Raw genomic sequence first — 16,328 nt, 5'->3', positions numbered from 1 at the left:
AACGCCTTCGCCGGCTTCGTCGGGGGCGGGGGTTTCCTCGCCCCCGACGAAGCCGGCGAAGGCGTTGGAGAACATGGCGCGCAGCTCGCTGACTCGCTGGGTGATCTGGGCCTCGCGCTGCTGCAGGGTGGCGATGTTCGCCTTCAGGCCGTCGAGCTCCTGCTGGGCGGCGGCGCGACGCTCCTCGATCTGACGTTCGGCGTCCTCGCTGGCCTTCTTCAGGGTGGCCGCGGCCTGCGCGTCGGCGTCGGCGCGCTTCGACGCGGCGTAGGCGTCGGCCTCCTCGCGGGCGGTCTTGGCCTGGCCGACCAGCTCGTCGGCCTCCTTCTTGGCCGCGGTGCGACGCTCCTCGAGGTTGTCGAGCAGCTCGGAGACCTTCTTCGTGGCCTCGTCCTGCTGGGCGGCGATGTCGGTGCGGATCTGCTCGACCTCGGCGTTGACCTGGCTCATCGTCTTGGTGCGCTTGACTTCGGCCTCGTCATTGATCTCCTGCGCCTTGGAATTGGCTTCGTCGACGATCTCGCCGGCGCGGCGCTGCGCGTCGGTCATCATCTTGGAGACCTGCTCGCGCACGTCGGCGAGCTTCTTGTTCGCCTCGGCGAGCGCGGCCTCGATCTGGTCGTTGGCCTCGGACTTGAGGCGGGCCAGCTCCTCGTTGGTGCTCTTGCGCTGGGCAGCGATCTGCGCGGTGGCCTCGGCCTTCATATCGGACAGCTCGCGCTCCTGCTTGGCCTTCTCGGAGGCGAGCTGCTTGTCGTGCGCCTCACGGGAGTTGCTCAGTTCGAGTTCGACGGTCTGGCGCTGCTCGGTGACGTTCTTCGCGGTCTCGGCGCGCAGCTGGGCGGCGTTGTTCTTGGCCGAGGTGGTGATGGTGTCCGCCTCGGTGTTGGCCTGCGCGAGGATCGTGGACGCCTTCTGGGTGGCGTCGTCGACGATGTGCTTGGCGTCGAGCTTGGCGTTGTTGATGAGCGTCTGGGCCTGCGCCTGCGCGGCCTTGCGCGTGGAGGCGGCATCGGCCTTGGCGCGCTCGAGCAGTTCGGAACTGGTCTGTTCGGCGGAGGCGAGCATCTGCTGCGCGTTGGCGCCGAGCGAGGCGAAGCTGCTCGACTTCGGCTTGCGCTTCTTCTCCTCCTCCAGCTGCGCCTGCAGTTTGAGGATGCGGGCGTCGCTCGCGGCGATCTGCTCGCGCATGCCGGCGAGGGTCTGCTGCGCCTGACGCACGCTGGCCTGCGCGGTGGCGAACGCCTCGTCGACCTTGTCCTTGTCGTATCCCCTCAACACAATCGGGAACTGATCCATGTCCCTCTTCCTTTCGGCTGCACACGTCGCTTCCGCCCCGTCCGATACGGGCCCGTACGCTTTCAGCATCGTAGCCCAAACACGCCGGGAACAGGCAGTGATCGACTGTGATTCACACAGCTTCATCCATTTTTGTTCGAGTGGGACGGGGCCCCGCGATCAGGCGATCAGAATGTCGCCCGACGTGGGGCGTCGGTAGTAGCGCACGCTGTCGCGCACGACGTCGGCGCCGGCGGTGACGAGGTGACGCAGCGGCAGGCCGTGCTGCGGGTGACGCGACTCGTTGATCAGCGGGAAGCTCACGAACCCGGCGAGCACCTTCTCCTGGCCGGACGCCCAGTTGAGCAGGTTGTAGAACAGCGAGTTGCACACGAACGTGCCGGCGTCGGAACTCAGGGTGGCGGGGATGCCGTCGCGCGTGAAATCGGCGAGGATCGAACGCAACGGCAGACGCGTCCAGTACGCGGCCGGACCGTCCGGATCGATCGGCGCGCGACGCGGCGTCACGTTGTCGACGTCCGGCCTGGCGGCGTCCATCAGGTTCGTGGCGCAGCGTTCGAGCATCACGCCGCGGGCCGCGTGCTTGAGGCCTGTGGCGATGACGATGTTCGGATGCGTGGCCTCGATGGTCTCGCGCAGCGTCGGCCACGCCTTCGCGAAGCTGACGGGCAGGCTCACCGCGCTGATGGTGAGCTCCACGTCGTCGAGGCCGTCCACGCCCTTGGCCGCGAGGGCCTTGGGCACCTCGTAGGACGGGTTGATGCGGACGTCCTCGTAATGGTCGAAGCCGGAGATCACGACACTGAGCTGCTGCATGGCTTCCAGTCTACCTGCGGGACTCCGCTACCGGCGGGCCATCTGCGCCGCGGCGCCGCTCAGCAGCGCGTGCATGCGCGCCTTGGCCTCCTCCTTGGTCATGTGGTGCATCAGATCGGCGGCGATGCGTTCGGCCACGGGGATGTCGGCCATCGTCGTGATCTTGAGGTTCGTCTCGGCGCCGGCGACGATCGCCACCGGCTCGTCGGGCAGGTAGTCGACGACGACGCGCGTGTCGTCGGTCGGATGGAAGTCCGGGTCGGCGGACGCCAGTTCGTAGGCGTGGCGGATCGTCTCGAATCGGAACGACTGCGGCGTCTGCGCGCGGAACGTGTTCGGGCGGTCTGGCACGGATCGGACGACCTTGCAATCGCCCAGATCGTCGGTCAGGAGGATCGTGTCGGTGGACGCGAACGCGACGGTCGCGGCGTTGAATTGGTCGAGCGCGTCGATCGACCCGTCGATGGCGGACGGCGCGACGAACGGGCGGACGGCGTCGTGGATGAGGATCTTCGCGTCTCCCGGGATACCGGCCTGCGAGAGCATGGCCAGCGCGGCGGCGGTGCTGTCGACGCGTTCGGCGCCACCGTCGATGACGACGCGGACCTTGCCGTACCCGGCTTCCTCGATCAGCTCCTCGACGGTACCGCGCACCTTTTCGTTGACGACCACGACGATGTCGGTGACGCGCTCGCAACGCTCGAACGCCTCGATGCTCCAGCACACGATCGGCTTGCCGCCGACGGAGACGAGCTGCTTGGGGTTGTCGGGGTCGAATCGCGTGCCGAAACCGGCGGCGAGGACCACGGCGACGACGGGGACTGGGGTTGTGTGTTCTCTCTCGGTCATAATGACTCCAACCGTAGAACGAGGGGCGGCCGGGTGTGAGCCGGGTCACGGTGTCTGCACGGAATGTGTACGCGGATACCTTCTCTCCCCCAGTCAGCTTCGCTGACAGCCCATCCGCGATTATGGACGCGCTGCGCACGTTTGCCAGCTCGCCTGTCGGTTCGTACATTGCCTACAAACAGCTCTGCTGTTTGCTTCACGGCAATGTCCCATCAGAGAGGGCTGAATCGGCGAGAAACGTCAGGTTACGGGAACTCCCCGTATGGGGATTCCTCACGGCGGGCAATCCCCATACCGTTCGTGGGTAGCTTCCCAGCCTGTCGGGATATTCTCGCGAGACATTTCCGTCAGCATCCTGCATACATCTCTCTTTGATCGCGATTCAGTGAGAGAAACCGGTCATCACCCCACGCACACCTCCCGCCAGCCTCTGCCCCCGCGAGACATTCCCGTCACCGCTCCGCACACACCTCTCACTGGGAGCGCTCCAGAGAGACGAACACGGCACCAACCAACACACACCTCTCGCCGATACAACCAAGAAGGCCCCGGCACCGTGCGAATCGCACGGAAACCGAGGCCTGATGGAACCCGATGCTACGGGTTACCTGGCGGTGAAGGCGGTGCCCTCGTCACGCCAACCATGCATCACCAGCACACCACGCTCGTTCGCCGAAGTGGTCAGCAGATGATCGCCATTACCCGGATTGTACAGGCGATGCACCTTCACGGCGGAATCACCGGAACCGTCCGACGACTCAGGCACGTAGAACGCGACACCCTCGTAATTCCAGTTGGCCCCGATCAGCACGTCACGCTCCTTGACGGACGTCGTGAACAAATGCTTGCCACCGGGGTTGTACAGGCGGTACACAGGCGTGCCGTAGTCGACCATCGTGAACCCGATGCCCTCATCACGCCACTGGCCCGACTTGATCAGCGCGTTGTACTCGTTCTCGCTCGACACATAGAAGTGCTCGCCGCTACGCGGATTGTACAGGCGATGCACCTGCACATCGGAGATGACGACCGTCACCTCGAACGAAGTCGCCTTCGTCGGGTCGGAGTTCAGGGTGATGAACACCTTCACCTTGCCCGGCTTGGAGGTGTCGAGGGCCACCGTGTACTGGTCGGGGGTGAGGGTGCTGCCACGGTACCTGACCACCATGACGGTGGCGTCGAACTGCTCGCCGATCCTGTACTCAAGCTTGTTCGGCTTGTACACGACCTGAAGGCCCACAGGCTGGGACGGGGTCGACGGACCGGACGGGTAGGACGGCGTGGGCTTCTTCAACGCGTTGATGGCGTCGTTCAGCGCCTTGGCCGCGGAGTCGACCGCCTTCTGGTCGGCCTTGTCGTCCTTCTGCACGCCCTTGGCCTTGGCCAACGCGTCCTGAAGGGCCTTCCACGAGTCGGACGTGTACTCCGACTCCTTCAAGCCCTCGGCCTTCTTGACCGCCGCGTCGAGCTTGGTCTTGTCCACGGACGGGGTCGCGGCCTTGTCGTTCCTGACCGTGAGATTGCCGTCGATGGAACCGTCCTTGTCCTTGTCGTCACCGGACAGGAAGCCCTCGCTGCCCTGCTGGGCCTTGGCCTCGAAGGAGAACGAACCGCCGGCGGTGATGCTGGTGGTCACGTCGAACCTGACGCCGGCGTTGTCATAGCCTTCGGGTGCCTTGACCTGTTCGATCCGGTATTCACCGGCCGGCAGCCAGTTGAACTGGACACGGCCGGGATCGGTCGCGGAGGTGCCGTCGCCGTTGAGGATCGGCCAGTCCTGCGAGGTCCGGACCGACACGGCCGGATCCGTCGCGGAATCCTTGTCGAACGCCCACGCCGAACTGGTGATGCGACCGTACTTGTACGAACCATCGGCCTGCTTCTGTGCGATAATGAAGCCCACGCCGTTCAACGCCTTAGACGGGGTCGCATCATCGACCGTGTGGAACACAAGCGTGCCGGTCAGCTGCCGCAGACCGTCGATGGCGTCGTTCAACGCCTTGACGGCGTCGTCGACCGTCTTCTGGCCGGCGTCCTTGTCCGCCTGCACTTGCTTGGCCTTGGCCAACGCGTCCTGAAGGGCCTTCCACGAGTCGGACGTGTACTCCGACTGCTTCAGGCCTTCGGCCTTCTTGACCGCCGCGTCGAGCTTGGTCTTGTCCACGGACGGGGTTGCGGTCTTGTCGTTCCTGACGCTAAGCGCATGGTCGATGAGACCGTCATTGTCGTAGTCCTTGCCGGTCACGTACTGTTCGGATCCCCTGTCGACCGTGGTCTCGTATTCCATGGAGATGCCACCGTCCTGCGGGAACGCCCTGAACGCGACGGTGAACCTCACCTTGGGGTTCTCGTACCCCTTGGGTGCCGTGACCTGTTCAATCGTGTAGTCGCCGGTCTCGAGGTCCGGGAATTCGGTGAACGCGTCGCCCAAGTTGTCACTGGTGTCGATCTTGCTGCTTTCGACGGTCACGCCCTCGTCGGTGGCGTTCGCCTTGTCGAACACCCACTTGCCGTCGGCGTACCTGCCGTACTTGCCGTCCTTGGAGACGACGAAACCGGCGCCGGCGAGGCCCTTGCCGTTCTCGTCCTTCACGTAGAACCTGACGGGCATCCGCGGCTTCTCCAACGCGTCGATGGCGGCGTTCAACGCCTTGACGGCGTCGTCGACCGCCTTCTGGTCGGCGTCCTTGTCCGCCTGCACTTGCTTGGCCTTGGCCAACGCGTCCTGGAGGGTCTTCCACGAGTCGGGCGTGTACTCCGGCTCCTTCAGCCCCTCGGCCTTCTTGACCGCCTCGTCAAGAGCGGTCTTGTTCGACTTCGCCTTGGCGTTGACGACCGTCAGTTTCGCGTCGAATTTGCCATCCTGATGCATGTTGTCCTCGCCGGTCAAACCGGTTCCCGGCGTGGCCTCGTAGGTCAGGGACGTGCCCGCGCCGACCGTGAAGGCGTTGACGGTGACGTCGAAGGTGACGAGGGCGTCCCCGTAGCCCGCGGGCGCGCTCGTCTCCTCGACCGTGTAGTCGCCGGACTCCACGAACGGGAACAGGACCGTTCCATCGGCGCCGCTGACGCGGATGTCGTTCTCGCCGAGGGCGTCGACGGAGTCACGGTCGAAGACCCACTTGCCGTTGTCGATGCGCCCGTACTTCCTGACGCCGTCGACTGTCCTGGAGATCGCGAACTTCGCGCCCTCCAGGACGGCGCCCTTGTCGTCCTTCACATAGAAGCTGAACGAACCCTTCGGCTTCTCCTCGGGGGTGCCCGTGTTCGCGATCTGCGTCGACCCGTAGACGGCCGGGAGGCAGTTCTCCGGGGATTGGGTGAGTTTCGTGCCGATGAGCAGCGGCTTGCTCGCCGAATACGTGGCCCCGCCGATCTTCTGCTCGCCGCTGGTGTCATACGCGAGGTACATGCCCGGCTCGGCAAGCGGGTACTGCAGCTGACCTGTGCCGTCGTTGTACCGGCTGATCGCGGCATACGGCTGTCTCGCCGGATCGTGAACGATGCCGCCCGACGTGACGTAATCGGACACACGGCCGATCTCCTTGCCGTTCTCGTCCTTGGTCGCGAAGTTGGTCTCGTCGATGGCGTCAACGAACTGGCGGACCTTCGCGGAATCCGACAGCAGGTGCTCGGACATCCATTGCATAGGATCCTCGCCCGACTGGTCGTACACGTACCCCTCGGCGAAATCACCCTTCCCGTTGTGCAGTTGCAACGGCCACGCGGCGAGGTCCCACGAATACATGCCGCGGTTGGCCCCCGTGCTGTCCTTGCCGTCGCTGCCGATCACCACGCCCTCGTCGTAATGGCCCGACTTGAACCCCGTGAGGGTGCCGTTCGCGTCAAACACGTAGTCCGCGATCTTGACGAACCTGAACGTACGCGCCCGAGCGTCGCCATACGAGTCCTTCTCGGACGTCAGCAGCTGGTTCACGTCCGGCGCGGTGATGTTGATGAAATTCCCGGCGGCGTACTTCGAGGCCACACAGCCCTGCGCGGCCTGTGCGGCACTTGCGGCGGATCCCACCGCGAACATGCCGGTCAACGCCGTGACAGCCGCGGCCAAGGCCGCCATGGCCCGGGATAGGTTTCTCTTCGGATTCATGCTCCGAGTCCCTTCCAATACGTGAGCGCTCACAGCCGAGCGTGCGCGGACCACCATGGTCCGACCGAAGACCGCGTCAAACCACCACGTCGTCTTCCCTCACGACACCAATCATCACCCCCCCGCGGTCCTGTCAAGGCCAAGGCAGAGAGGCCGAGGAAAGCACTAGTGACGCAGGATGAGGGCGAGGAGGCGGCCTTCGTGCGTTTTGCCGGCCTTCGCGGCGCGGCGGTGGGAGTACCACAGCGGGTTCTCGAGCGTGCACATCGAGTGGCTGATCGCGCCGATGCGCTCGGCGAGCGAGACCGGGCCCTCGCCGTCGGTGCGGCACAGTTCGGCGAGCTCGGCGTCGTCCTCGAGGTATTCGGTGGCGGCGTGGACGCGCGGCATCGAGTCGACGACGTGGCTGACGCCGGCGAAGGCGAGGTCGATCATCGCGGCCTCGGCGATGTCGATGCCGGCGCCGCCGAACCGGGTCGTGGTCTTCGTCAGGGGGAATCGCTTTTCGAACGTGTCGGCGATCTCGTCGCCCACCTCGTAGCAGTCGCCGCAGATGCGGGGGCCGAGCGTGGCGACGATGCGGCTCGGGTCGGCGCCCTTCAGCTTCATCAGGTCGACGGTCGCGCCGATCACGCCCTTCTCGAGGCCGCGGCGGCCGCAGTGGGCGGCGCCGATGATGCCGGTTTCGGGGTCGGCGAGGAGGACGGGCAGGCAGTCGGCGGCGAACATGCCGAGGGCGACGCCCCGGCGCGAGGTCACCTGGCCGTCGGCCTCCTTGACCTGCACGCCGTCCGTGCCGCTCGCACCGGAGACGTCGAAGCCGAACGGGGTGTTGATCTCGAAGGCGCTGTCCACGTCGACGGCGACGCCGGAGTGGACCTGCGAGACGAGCGAAAGCTGCGCGCCGATCGCCTCGGACAGGGCGATGCGATTGGAGAGCACGGCCTCGGGGTCGTCGCCCGACTTGCCTCCGAGGTTGAGGTTGCCGTAGTCGCCGGCGCTCAGGCCGCCGAGTCTGGTGGTGTAGACGACGGTGACGCCCGGCGCGAGCGCGATCGGGATGGTCACCGGGATCGGACGGCCGTCGCGGTCGGTGGAGCTGATCTTGTTGGAGTCGATGATGGCGTTGTCGTCGTATTCGGTCATGACATTCTCCTTGCGGTCCTTGAAGTCGTTGAGGTCGTTGGAGTCGTTGCGATCGCGGGGTTATTCGGCCTTGAGGGTCGGCTTCTTCGTGCGCGAGCGGATCGCGGCGTTGACCGGCACCTCGTGCGGGCAGGGCAGCGAGAAGACGTGCGCGGGGTTGTTGATCGCCGAAACCGGCACGCCGTCGGCGTCCTCGAGGCCGCGGTCCGGCACGGTGTAGACGAGCGGCGGCTCGCCGGGCAGCAGGAATTCGACGAGCTGACCGGGTTCGATCTTGTTGCGGCTCATGATGGTGACGCGTCCGCCGCGCTCGGGACTCCACGAAAGCACCTCGCCGACGACCATCCACGCGCGGAAGTAGGCGGAGCGGTTGGTGTTCTGCGTGACCTTGTGCTCAGGGTAGTAGAAGCCGGTGGAGTAGTCGCGGTGGGCGACCTTGTCGGGCTCCTCGAGGAGCCAGTCGGGCAGGGTGACGTGTTCGGCGGGGCGGACCTTCGCGTGATGCCAGCCTTCGGGCAGGATCTCCTCGCGCGTGTTCGACTTGCGTCGGGCGGAGCGGGCCTTGTAGCTCAGCTCGTCGAGTTCGGCGCCGCCGGCCGAGCGGGCCGCGGCGTCCTCGGCCGGCGCGGTCCTATCCGGATCGGCCGGATCGGCCGGTGCGGAATCACCCGCGAACTCCAGTCCGATGTCACCGCCGGGCACGCCGGCGAACGCCTTGTCGGCGTCGCGCTCGATGCGATCGGGCGTCTCGCCGATCGATGCGGCGTAGTCGGGGTCGCTCTCGCGGATCACACGGTCGCGGAACGGCTTCAGGACCGTGCCGTCGACGCTCTCGAACCCGCGCTGGACCATGTACTCGTTGACGGCGGTCTTGTAGGCGTTGGTCATCGCGGCGATGTAGTAGGCGGACTTGGAGCGGCCCTCGATCTTGAGGCTCGTCGCGCCGGAGTCGATCAGGTCGTCGATGTGGTCGAGCATGCACATGTCCTGCGAGTTGAACAGGTACGCGCCCTCCTCGGTCTGCTCGATCGGGAAGTACTGGCCGGGGCGCTTCTCCTCGACGATCGAATACTTCCAGCGGCAGGGCTGTGCGCATTCGCCGTGATTGCCGTCGCGGCCGGTCAGGTAGTTGGAGAACAGGCATCGGCCGGAGAACGCCATGCACATCGCGCCGTGGACGAAACATTCGATGTCCATGTCATCGGGGATGCGGGCGCGGATGTCGCGCACGGCCTCAAGATCCATCTCGCGCGCAAGCACGACACGTCGCGCGCCGAACTCGTAGAGGGCCTGCGCGGCGCCGTAGTTGGTGACGCCGGCCTGCGTGGAGACGTGCAGCTCGACGTCGGGCGCGATCTGATGGGCCATCATCATGACGCCGATGTCGGTGACGATCATCGCGTCGATGCCGGTGTCCTTCAACTGGCCGATGTAGTCGCGCATCGCCTCGACCTCGGCGTTGCGGGGCAGCACGTTCAGGGTCACGTAGACGCGGGAGCCGCGTTCGTGGGCGTAGCGGGCGCCCTCCTCGAAGTCGGCGAGGCTCAGGTTCTTCGGGGCGCTTCGCATGCCGAACGCCTTGCCGCCGCAGTACACGGCGTCCGCGCCGTAGTCGACGGCCGTCTTCAGGCCCCTCAGATTGCCGGCCGGGGCGAGCACCTCGGGCTTGCGGCGCATATGCAGGTTCTTCATGTCCTCGTTCATCACCCCAACAGTGTAGCGAGAACGGTGTAGCGGGCAGCCGTACGCGAACAGGCGCACGGGACCTGCGATTCAACGGTCGATCGGCGATGCGTCAGAGGACGGCAAGCGCGAAATCGACGAGCAGCTTGATGCCGTAGAGGGTGATGACGCCGCCGCACACGCGGTTGAGCACGTCGATGACCTTCGGACTGAACTTGTGCGCGAACGCGTTGACGATGAGCGTGATGCCGAGGAACCACAGCACGGAGGCGGTTTCGACGCCGGTGATGAATGGTGTGGTCTGATCGCCGTTGAGCGTTGCGGCGAACGCGCCGAGCATCAGCGTGCCATCGATGATCGCCTGCGGATTGAACCAGGTGACGGCGCAGGCGGTGCCGACGGTATTGAGGAGTCCGCGCAGCCCGAGATGCCTGGCCGGAGCGGCCGGGGCTGGATGAGACGGATGGGCGGCTGCCGAAACGGTCTCGGTCTCGGCTGTATCGCCTTGCCGCTTCCGCTTCGGCAGCACGAGACCCATGCCGATGCGGATCACGACGAGGCCGCCGAGGCCGAGCACGATGGTCTCCAGCCACGGGTTCGCCTGCATCAGCGCGCCGATGCCGAAGAAGCAGGACAGGCTCAGCGCCATGTCGAAGAAGATGACGATGAGCGCGGTGATCAGTGCGTTGCGGCGCGTGCGCGTCAGCGCCGAATTGATGACGAACAGATTCTGCATGCCGATCGGCGCGATGTACGCCAATCCCATCGTCAGTCCCTGAATGTACAGACCCATCGCTTACTCTCCCTGCGCCCTCATGTTTGGATGGATCACTTGCACCCAGCCAAACCAGCCAAATGAACTTCAGCCGAACTCTTCCCCGCGAATCACACAATCAGCAATCCGCTATATTCCAATACCGTTGCCTTATCCTACGCAACGCATTACACTTGGCAACCAGCCAAGAACCACACCACCAACCCAGCCAAAGGAGTATGGATGGCACGCAGCGCACCGCTCGACATCGACTGGGCGCCGGATCGCACGTCCGGCAGGTCGGTCACCGGCCAGATCGTCGACTTCATGTGCGAGCGCATCTCCTCGGGCGCGTGGCCGATCGGCTCGCGACTGCCCAGCCAGCGCGCGATGGCCGAGCGTTTCGGCGTGAACCGGTCCACGGTCATCGCGGCCGTCGAGGAGCTCGCCGACTACGGCATCGTCGAGGGGCGGCGCGGCGGCGGCACACGCATCGTGAGCAACACATGGTCGCTGATGCTTCCCGGCGCGCCCGACTGGGCCGACTACGTCTCCTCCGGCTTCTTCAAGGCGAACAACACGACGATCCAGACCATCAACCGTCTGGAGTTCGACCACACGAAGACGCGACTCGGCACCGGCGAGTTGGATCCGCGGCTCTTCCCGCGTGACATGTGGCGGCGTGTGGCACGCGAGGCCGCCGACCGGATCGACTCGCTCGGCTACCCGCCGCCGGGGGGATTGGACGTGCTGCGCGAGGCGATCGCCGCGCACATGCGCGAATGGGGCGCGGACTGCCGCCCCGAGCGGATACTCGTCTCCTCGGGCGCGCTGCAGGGATTGCAGATGATCTCGGTGAGTCTGCTGTCTGCCGGATCGACCGTGTACGCGGAGGCTCCGAGCTACATCAAGTCGCTGCAGGTGTTCCAGTCGGCCGGCATGCGGCTGGCCGGCGTGCCGATGGACGCGCAGGGACTCGACGTGAACGCGATGGACGCTTCGCTCACAGGCGACGCAGTGCTGTACACGATTCCCACCAATCACAATCCCACGGGAATCACCATGCCCGAGGAACGGCGGCGCGCGCTGCTCGCCGCATGCACGGAGCATCGCCTGCCGATCATCGAGGACTGCGCGTATCAGGACCTCGTCTTCGAGGGGCCGACGCCGCGTTCGCTCGCCGCGCTGGACGACAACGGCATGGTGATCACGGTGGGCAGCGCGTCGAAGGCGCTGGCGCCGGGGCTGAGAATCGGCTGGGTGTGCGCCGACGAGCGCATCGTGCATCGTCTCGCGGACGTGAAGATGCAGATGGATTACGGCGCGAGCACGTTGAGCCAGTGGGTGTTCGCGCGGTTCCTCGACTCCGGCCTGTACGCGGAGTATCTGGAATCGCTGCGCGCCGAACTGCGCCGACGCCGCGACGCCGCGCTCGAGACGCTGGAACGCCTCTTCGCCGGCCGCGCGCATTGGAACGTGCCGCGCGGCGGCTTCTACATCTGGCTCACGTTCGACGAGCCGGTGCACATGGGACGACTGTTCCAGCGGGCGATCGAGCACGGCATCCTGCTCAATCCCGGCGACATCTACGACTTCCGCGGCAACAACGCGCTGCGTCTGAGCTACGTCTACACCACCCCGGAGGAGTTCGCCGGGGCGGCGCAGACGCTGGCGAGATTGGTGTAGTCACTCCAGACAGTCACTCCAAACATCATTATCGTGCGAAAACCAGATTTCCATACCGTCATTTTCGTGCAATATATGTGATTTCACATCTTCATTTTCGTGATACCATACTTGATAACCATTGAAACACCAACGATATGGAGCCATGTTGCCAAACTCGCCGAAGAAGATCCTCCACCGTCGCATCTATGACCGGCTGCTCACATGGAAACGCATGGAACAAGGCCGATCGGCCATCCTACTGGAAGGGGCAAGGCGAGTCGGCAAAAGCACGCTCGCCACACAATTCGGCAACAACGAATACAGGTCCTTCATCCTCATCGATTTCTCCAATGTGGACGAAGCGGTATTGGATCTGTTCCGCACGCAACGCAATGACCTCACACGCTTTTTCTCCTACCTATCCCTGTATTTCAACACCACACTGCATGAACGGGAATCGTTGATCATCTTCGATGAAGTTCAGTTCTTCCCACAGGCACGCGCATTGCTCAAGCACCTCGTCGCCGACGGTCGATACGACTACATCGAGACCGGATCGCTCGTCTCGATCAAGCAGAATGTTCAGGACATCCTCATACCTTCGGAAGAGGACTCCCTTGAACTCAACCCTCTCGATTTCGAGGAATTTCTGTGGGCGATGGAACAGCGCCCCCTGGCCGATGCGATACGCGACTCCTATGAGCGCCGAGTCCCCCTTCCCCAGGCCATCCACCGCAAGGCGATGGAGCTGTTCAGGGAATACATGCTCATAGGCGGCATGCCGCAGCCCGTCGTCGACTATGCGCTCACCCGGGATTTCGCCCAGGCGGACAGCGACAAAAAACGCATCCTTTCCCTATATCGCAAGGATGTGGCCCGGTTCGCCAAAGGATACGAATCGAAGGTGCTGTCCATCTTCGATGGCCTGCCGGGGCAACTGTCCAAGCACGAGAAGCGATTCTCGCTCGCGTCTCTCAGCAAGACGGCACGCATGCGAGAATATGAGGATTCATTCTTCTGGCTGTCGGACGCCCGCATCACCAACAACTGCTACAACTCAACGGACCCCCATATAGGGCTGCGACTTGACGAGGACCATACCACGCTCAAATGCTATATGGCGGACACCGGCCTTCTGGTCAGTCATGCGTTCCCGACCAGGGGAACGACGGACGGAGTGAACTCGATATACCGTGACATTCTGTTCGGCAAGCTGGAACTGAACGAGGGCATGCTGGTGGAGAACGTCGTCGCGCAGCAGCTCAAGGCCTCCGGCCACGACCTGTTCTTCTACTCACGAAGGGACCAGACGAACGCCGCAAACACCATGGAGATCGATTTCCTGATCCCCGCCCCCTATGCCAACGCCAACCTCCGGCTGCGAATCACCCCGATAGAGGTGAAATCCACGGGGAGGTACGGCACGAAATCCCTTGACAAGTTCAAAGGCAAGTTCGGTTCCCGCGTCGGGGAACAGGTGATCCTACATCCCAAGGAGCTCCGCGTGGATGGGGACAAGATCTATCTGCCGCTCTACATGGCGCATTGCCTGTAGACCACCCAAAACCGGCACACGAGTGCGACGAGTGCAGTGGGGCCCGCACCGGATATGGAACCGAGGGGCCTGTACCGAGCTCCCTCGCTACAGGCCCCTCCCCCATCCGCGGCGCGGGAGACGGGAATCAGCCGAGCTTGGCGAGCTCGTCCGGGGAGAGCTCGAGCTGGTCGGCCTTGAGGGAGTCGAGGATCGTCTCGGGGCGGTGGGCGCCGGGGATGACGAACATGTGGTCGCCCTTGGCGAGCTCCCACGCGAGCACGACCTGCTGGTAGCTGACGCCGTGGGCGGCCGCGACCTCGCGGAACGGGTCGAACTTCGACTCGTCGTACGGGTGGCGGTAGCCGCCGAGCGGGCTCCAGCACACGAACGCGAGACCGAGCTTGGCGCAGTAGTCGAGCGTGTCCTGCGTGTCAAGGTGGATCGGCGAGTACTGGTTCTGCACGGCGACGAGCTTGTCGCCCAGAATCGAGCGGGCGATGTCGATCTGCTCGATCGAGGCGTTGGAGACGCCGGCCACGCGGGCCACGCCCTCGTCGACGAGCTGCTTCAGCGCCTCGATCGACTCGTTGTACGGCACCTCCGGATCGTGGCGGTGCAGGTAGAGCAGGTCGATCGTGTCGACGCCGAGCGCGAGCGCGGACTGCTTGCCGTACTCGATGAGGTGCTCGGGCTTGCCGTCGCGCGGCCACAGCGGCTCGCCGTGCTCGCCCCAGACGCGGCGCAGGCCGATCTTCGTGGCGACGGTGACCTCGCTCTTCGGGCCCTTCCACGTCGCGAGCGCCTCGCGCACCAGCTTCTCGCCGGTCTGCTCCTCCTCGCCCGGCGTGTAGTACGCCCACGCGGTGTCGATGTGACGGCATCCGGCGTCGAGCGAGGCGTGCAGCGTCTCGATGCCGACGTCGTGCCCGCGGTTGTTCTCGATGGTCAGCGGCATCTCGCCGTGGCCGATCGCTGTGGTGGAGAACGGTCCCAGATTACGGTACAGCGCCATGGCTGCTCCCTTCATTCGTCGAAACGGTGACAGTGCCAAGCGTAGGCGTACCGGCCGGTTTTCGCCACACGGACGCCCGGTACGGCACCCGCCGACATCCGCCGGCATGCATCATCCGATGCGCAACGGTGGAAGATGGTACGCAATGGTGTACATTTGTGTACTTTGGTACTCATTCGTGTAACTTGGTACGCTTTCGTGTACCATGGGAGAAGGCAGACAACGGCGACACGAAGATGCACCCGCACCGCTTCCAGGAAGGGATGAGACACCGTCATGGCATCCATAAATCCATTCAAGCCGACCGCAGGCAAGATGCCACCGATCCTCATCGGACGACAGCCGATCATCGACGACTTCTCAGAGGCGCTTGACAACGGCGTCGGCGCGCCGGGACGCATCATGCTCGTCACCGGACAGCGTGGCTTCGGCAAAACCGTCATGTTGACGGAGTTTCGGCGCATGGCCAAGGCGCGGCATTGGGAGGTCATTGCGGAAACCGCGTCCACAGGTCTCGTCGCGCGACTCATAGCCGCCCTCTCCCCCACTGGCATGCGGCTGGATCAAGCCGACATCGGCCCATCGATCGGAATCGCCGGCATCGCGACCGCGAGTCTCGGTCAGGCACGGTTCTCCGCGGAGTCCAATCCACTCACCCTGCGCAACGCATTGAACAAACGCCTGAACTCCCGGAAGATCGGCAAGGGCAAAGGCATCCTCATCACCATCGACGAGACGCAGGCTGCCTCACACGAGGATCTGGTCGCGATCGCCACCGCAGTGCAGCATGTCATCACGGACGCCGATGAAAGCGATGTCCCCGACGCCGACAAGAAGGGAGTCGCCATCGTGTTCGCTGGATTGCCGTATATGCTCAACGATCTGCTGGACAACGAGGTGACCACGTTCCTGCGACGCGCGCTGCGGCGGGAACTGGAGAACGTGCCATTGCCGGACGTCAAGAACGCCTTTCTGGAGACCGTCTCGGATTCAGGCAAGACCGTCAGCGAGTCGGATGCGCTCGAGGCGGCGAGAATTTCCGATGGATACCCGTATATGGTGCAGCTTGTCGGCTATTACATGTGGCAGTCCGCGCAACGACGTCACTCCGACGTCATCACCGCCTCGGACATCGCCACCGGCGCGGCGGATGCCCTGCTTGCCTTCGATGACGCCGTCTGCGCCCCCGCCATGGATGGAACCACCAGCGCAGAACAACTGTTTCTCAAAGCCATGGCGAAGGATGTCCCCGATCCCACGCAGGTCGGGGACATCGCGGAGCGCACCAAGCGCAGCCGCAGCTGGGTGAGCAAGTACCGCGCGGCACTCATCAAGGACAGACTTATCCGGCCTGCCGGACACGGACAGCTCGAATTCGCCGTGCCGCATCTCGGAGAGTATCTCCAATCACTGTAGCAGCCGACAAGTCGGTCGACTGAGACAGGCGGTCAGTCTG

Annotated in this window: 11 protein-coding genes; 3 read left to right on the top strand and 8 right to left on the bottom strand. The window is 64.4% G+C overall.

The window, feature by feature from the left end; translation table 11 throughout:
* The 7 genes from CSQ85_RS06515 to CSQ85_RS06485 all read right to left on the bottom strand — a co-directional run.
* Positions 1 to 1,299 (bottom strand): cell division protein (locus tag CSQ85_RS06515; protein ID WP_150383379.1); only part of this gene is annotated, 1,299 nt, incomplete at its 3' end.
* Between the two features lie 159 nt (positions 1,300 to 1,458).
* The gene (locus CSQ85_RS06510; protein ID WP_107041541.1) at positions 1,459 to 2,115 is read right to left on the bottom strand and encodes a pyroglutamyl-peptidase I; all 657 of its coding nucleotides are present in this window, start codon (positions 2,113 to 2,115) and stop codon (positions 1,459 to 1,461) included.
* 27 nt (positions 2,116 to 2,142) lie between these two features.
* The gene (locus CSQ85_RS06505; RefSeq protein WP_150383378.1) at positions 2,143 to 2,964 is read right to left on the bottom strand and encodes an IspD/TarI family cytidylyltransferase; all 822 of its coding nucleotides are present in this window, start codon (positions 2,962 to 2,964) and stop codon (positions 2,143 to 2,145) included.
* Between the two features lie 604 nt (positions 2,965 to 3,568).
* On the bottom strand, positions 3,569 to 7,072 hold the full coding sequence (locus CSQ85_RS06500; RefSeq protein WP_190972924.1) for a SpaA isopeptide-forming pilin-related protein: 3,504 nt from the start codon (positions 7,070 to 7,072) through the stop codon (positions 3,569 to 3,571).
* Between the two features lie 165 nt (positions 7,073 to 7,237).
* Positions 7,238 to 8,218, bottom strand: a complete 981-nt coding sequence (locus CSQ85_RS06495; protein ID WP_150383376.1) for a polyphenol oxidase family protein — start codon at positions 8,216 to 8,218, stop codon at positions 7,238 to 7,240.
* Between the two features lie 60 nt (positions 8,219 to 8,278).
* On the bottom strand, positions 8,279 to 9,922 hold the full coding sequence (locus CSQ85_RS06490) for a peptidase U32 family protein (RefSeq protein ID WP_150383375.1): 1,644 nt from the start codon (positions 9,920 to 9,922) through the stop codon (positions 8,279 to 8,281).
* 91 nt (positions 9,923 to 10,013) lie between these two features.
* Entirely contained in the window at positions 10,014 to 10,694 is a 681-nt protein-coding gene (locus tag CSQ85_RS06485) for a LysE/ArgO family amino acid transporter (protein WP_150383374.1), read from the bottom strand.
* A 204-nt stretch (positions 10,695 to 10,898) separates the two neighbouring features.
* Here CSQ85_RS06485 and CSQ85_RS06480 point away from each other — a divergent pair, with 204 nt between their 5' ends.
* Together CSQ85_RS06480 and CSQ85_RS06475 are read left to right on the top strand one after the other, a co-directional pair.
* On the top strand, positions 10,899 to 12,341 hold the full coding sequence (locus CSQ85_RS06480; protein ID WP_150383373.1) for an aminotransferase-like domain-containing protein: 1,443 nt from the start codon (positions 10,899 to 10,901) through the stop codon (positions 12,339 to 12,341).
* Positions 12,342 to 12,510: 169 nt separating this feature from the next.
* The gene (locus CSQ85_RS06475) at positions 12,511 to 13,878 is read left to right on the top strand and encodes an ATP-binding protein (protein WP_190972927.1); all 1,368 of its coding nucleotides are present in this window, start codon (positions 12,511 to 12,513) and stop codon (positions 13,876 to 13,878) included.
* A 127-nt stretch (positions 13,879 to 14,005) separates the two neighbouring features.
* On the opposite strand, the gene CSQ85_RS06470 is transcribed toward CSQ85_RS06475, so the two are convergent.
* Positions 14,006 to 14,872: an aldo/keto reductase gene (locus CSQ85_RS06470; RefSeq protein WP_043164648.1), complete on the bottom strand. Its 867-nt coding sequence runs from the start codon at positions 14,870 to 14,872 to the stop codon at positions 14,006 to 14,008.
* A 276-nt stretch (positions 14,873 to 15,148) separates the two neighbouring features.
* Between CSQ85_RS06470 and CSQ85_RS06465 the strand changes: the two genes are divergently transcribed.
* On the top strand, positions 15,149 to 16,288 hold the full coding sequence (locus tag CSQ85_RS06465) for an ATP-binding protein (RefSeq protein ID WP_150383371.1): 1,140 nt from the start codon (positions 15,149 to 15,151) through the stop codon (positions 16,286 to 16,288).
* The last annotated feature ends 40 nt before the right edge of the window (positions 16,289 to 16,328 follow it).

Source organism: Bifidobacterium rousetti, assembly GCF_008698235.1.
Lineage (GTDB): Bacteria > Actinomycetota > Actinomycetes > Actinomycetales > Bifidobacteriaceae > Bifidobacterium > Bifidobacterium rousetti.
Note: the sequence above shows the minus strand (reverse complement) of the source record. Positions and strands in the feature narration are given on the sequence as shown.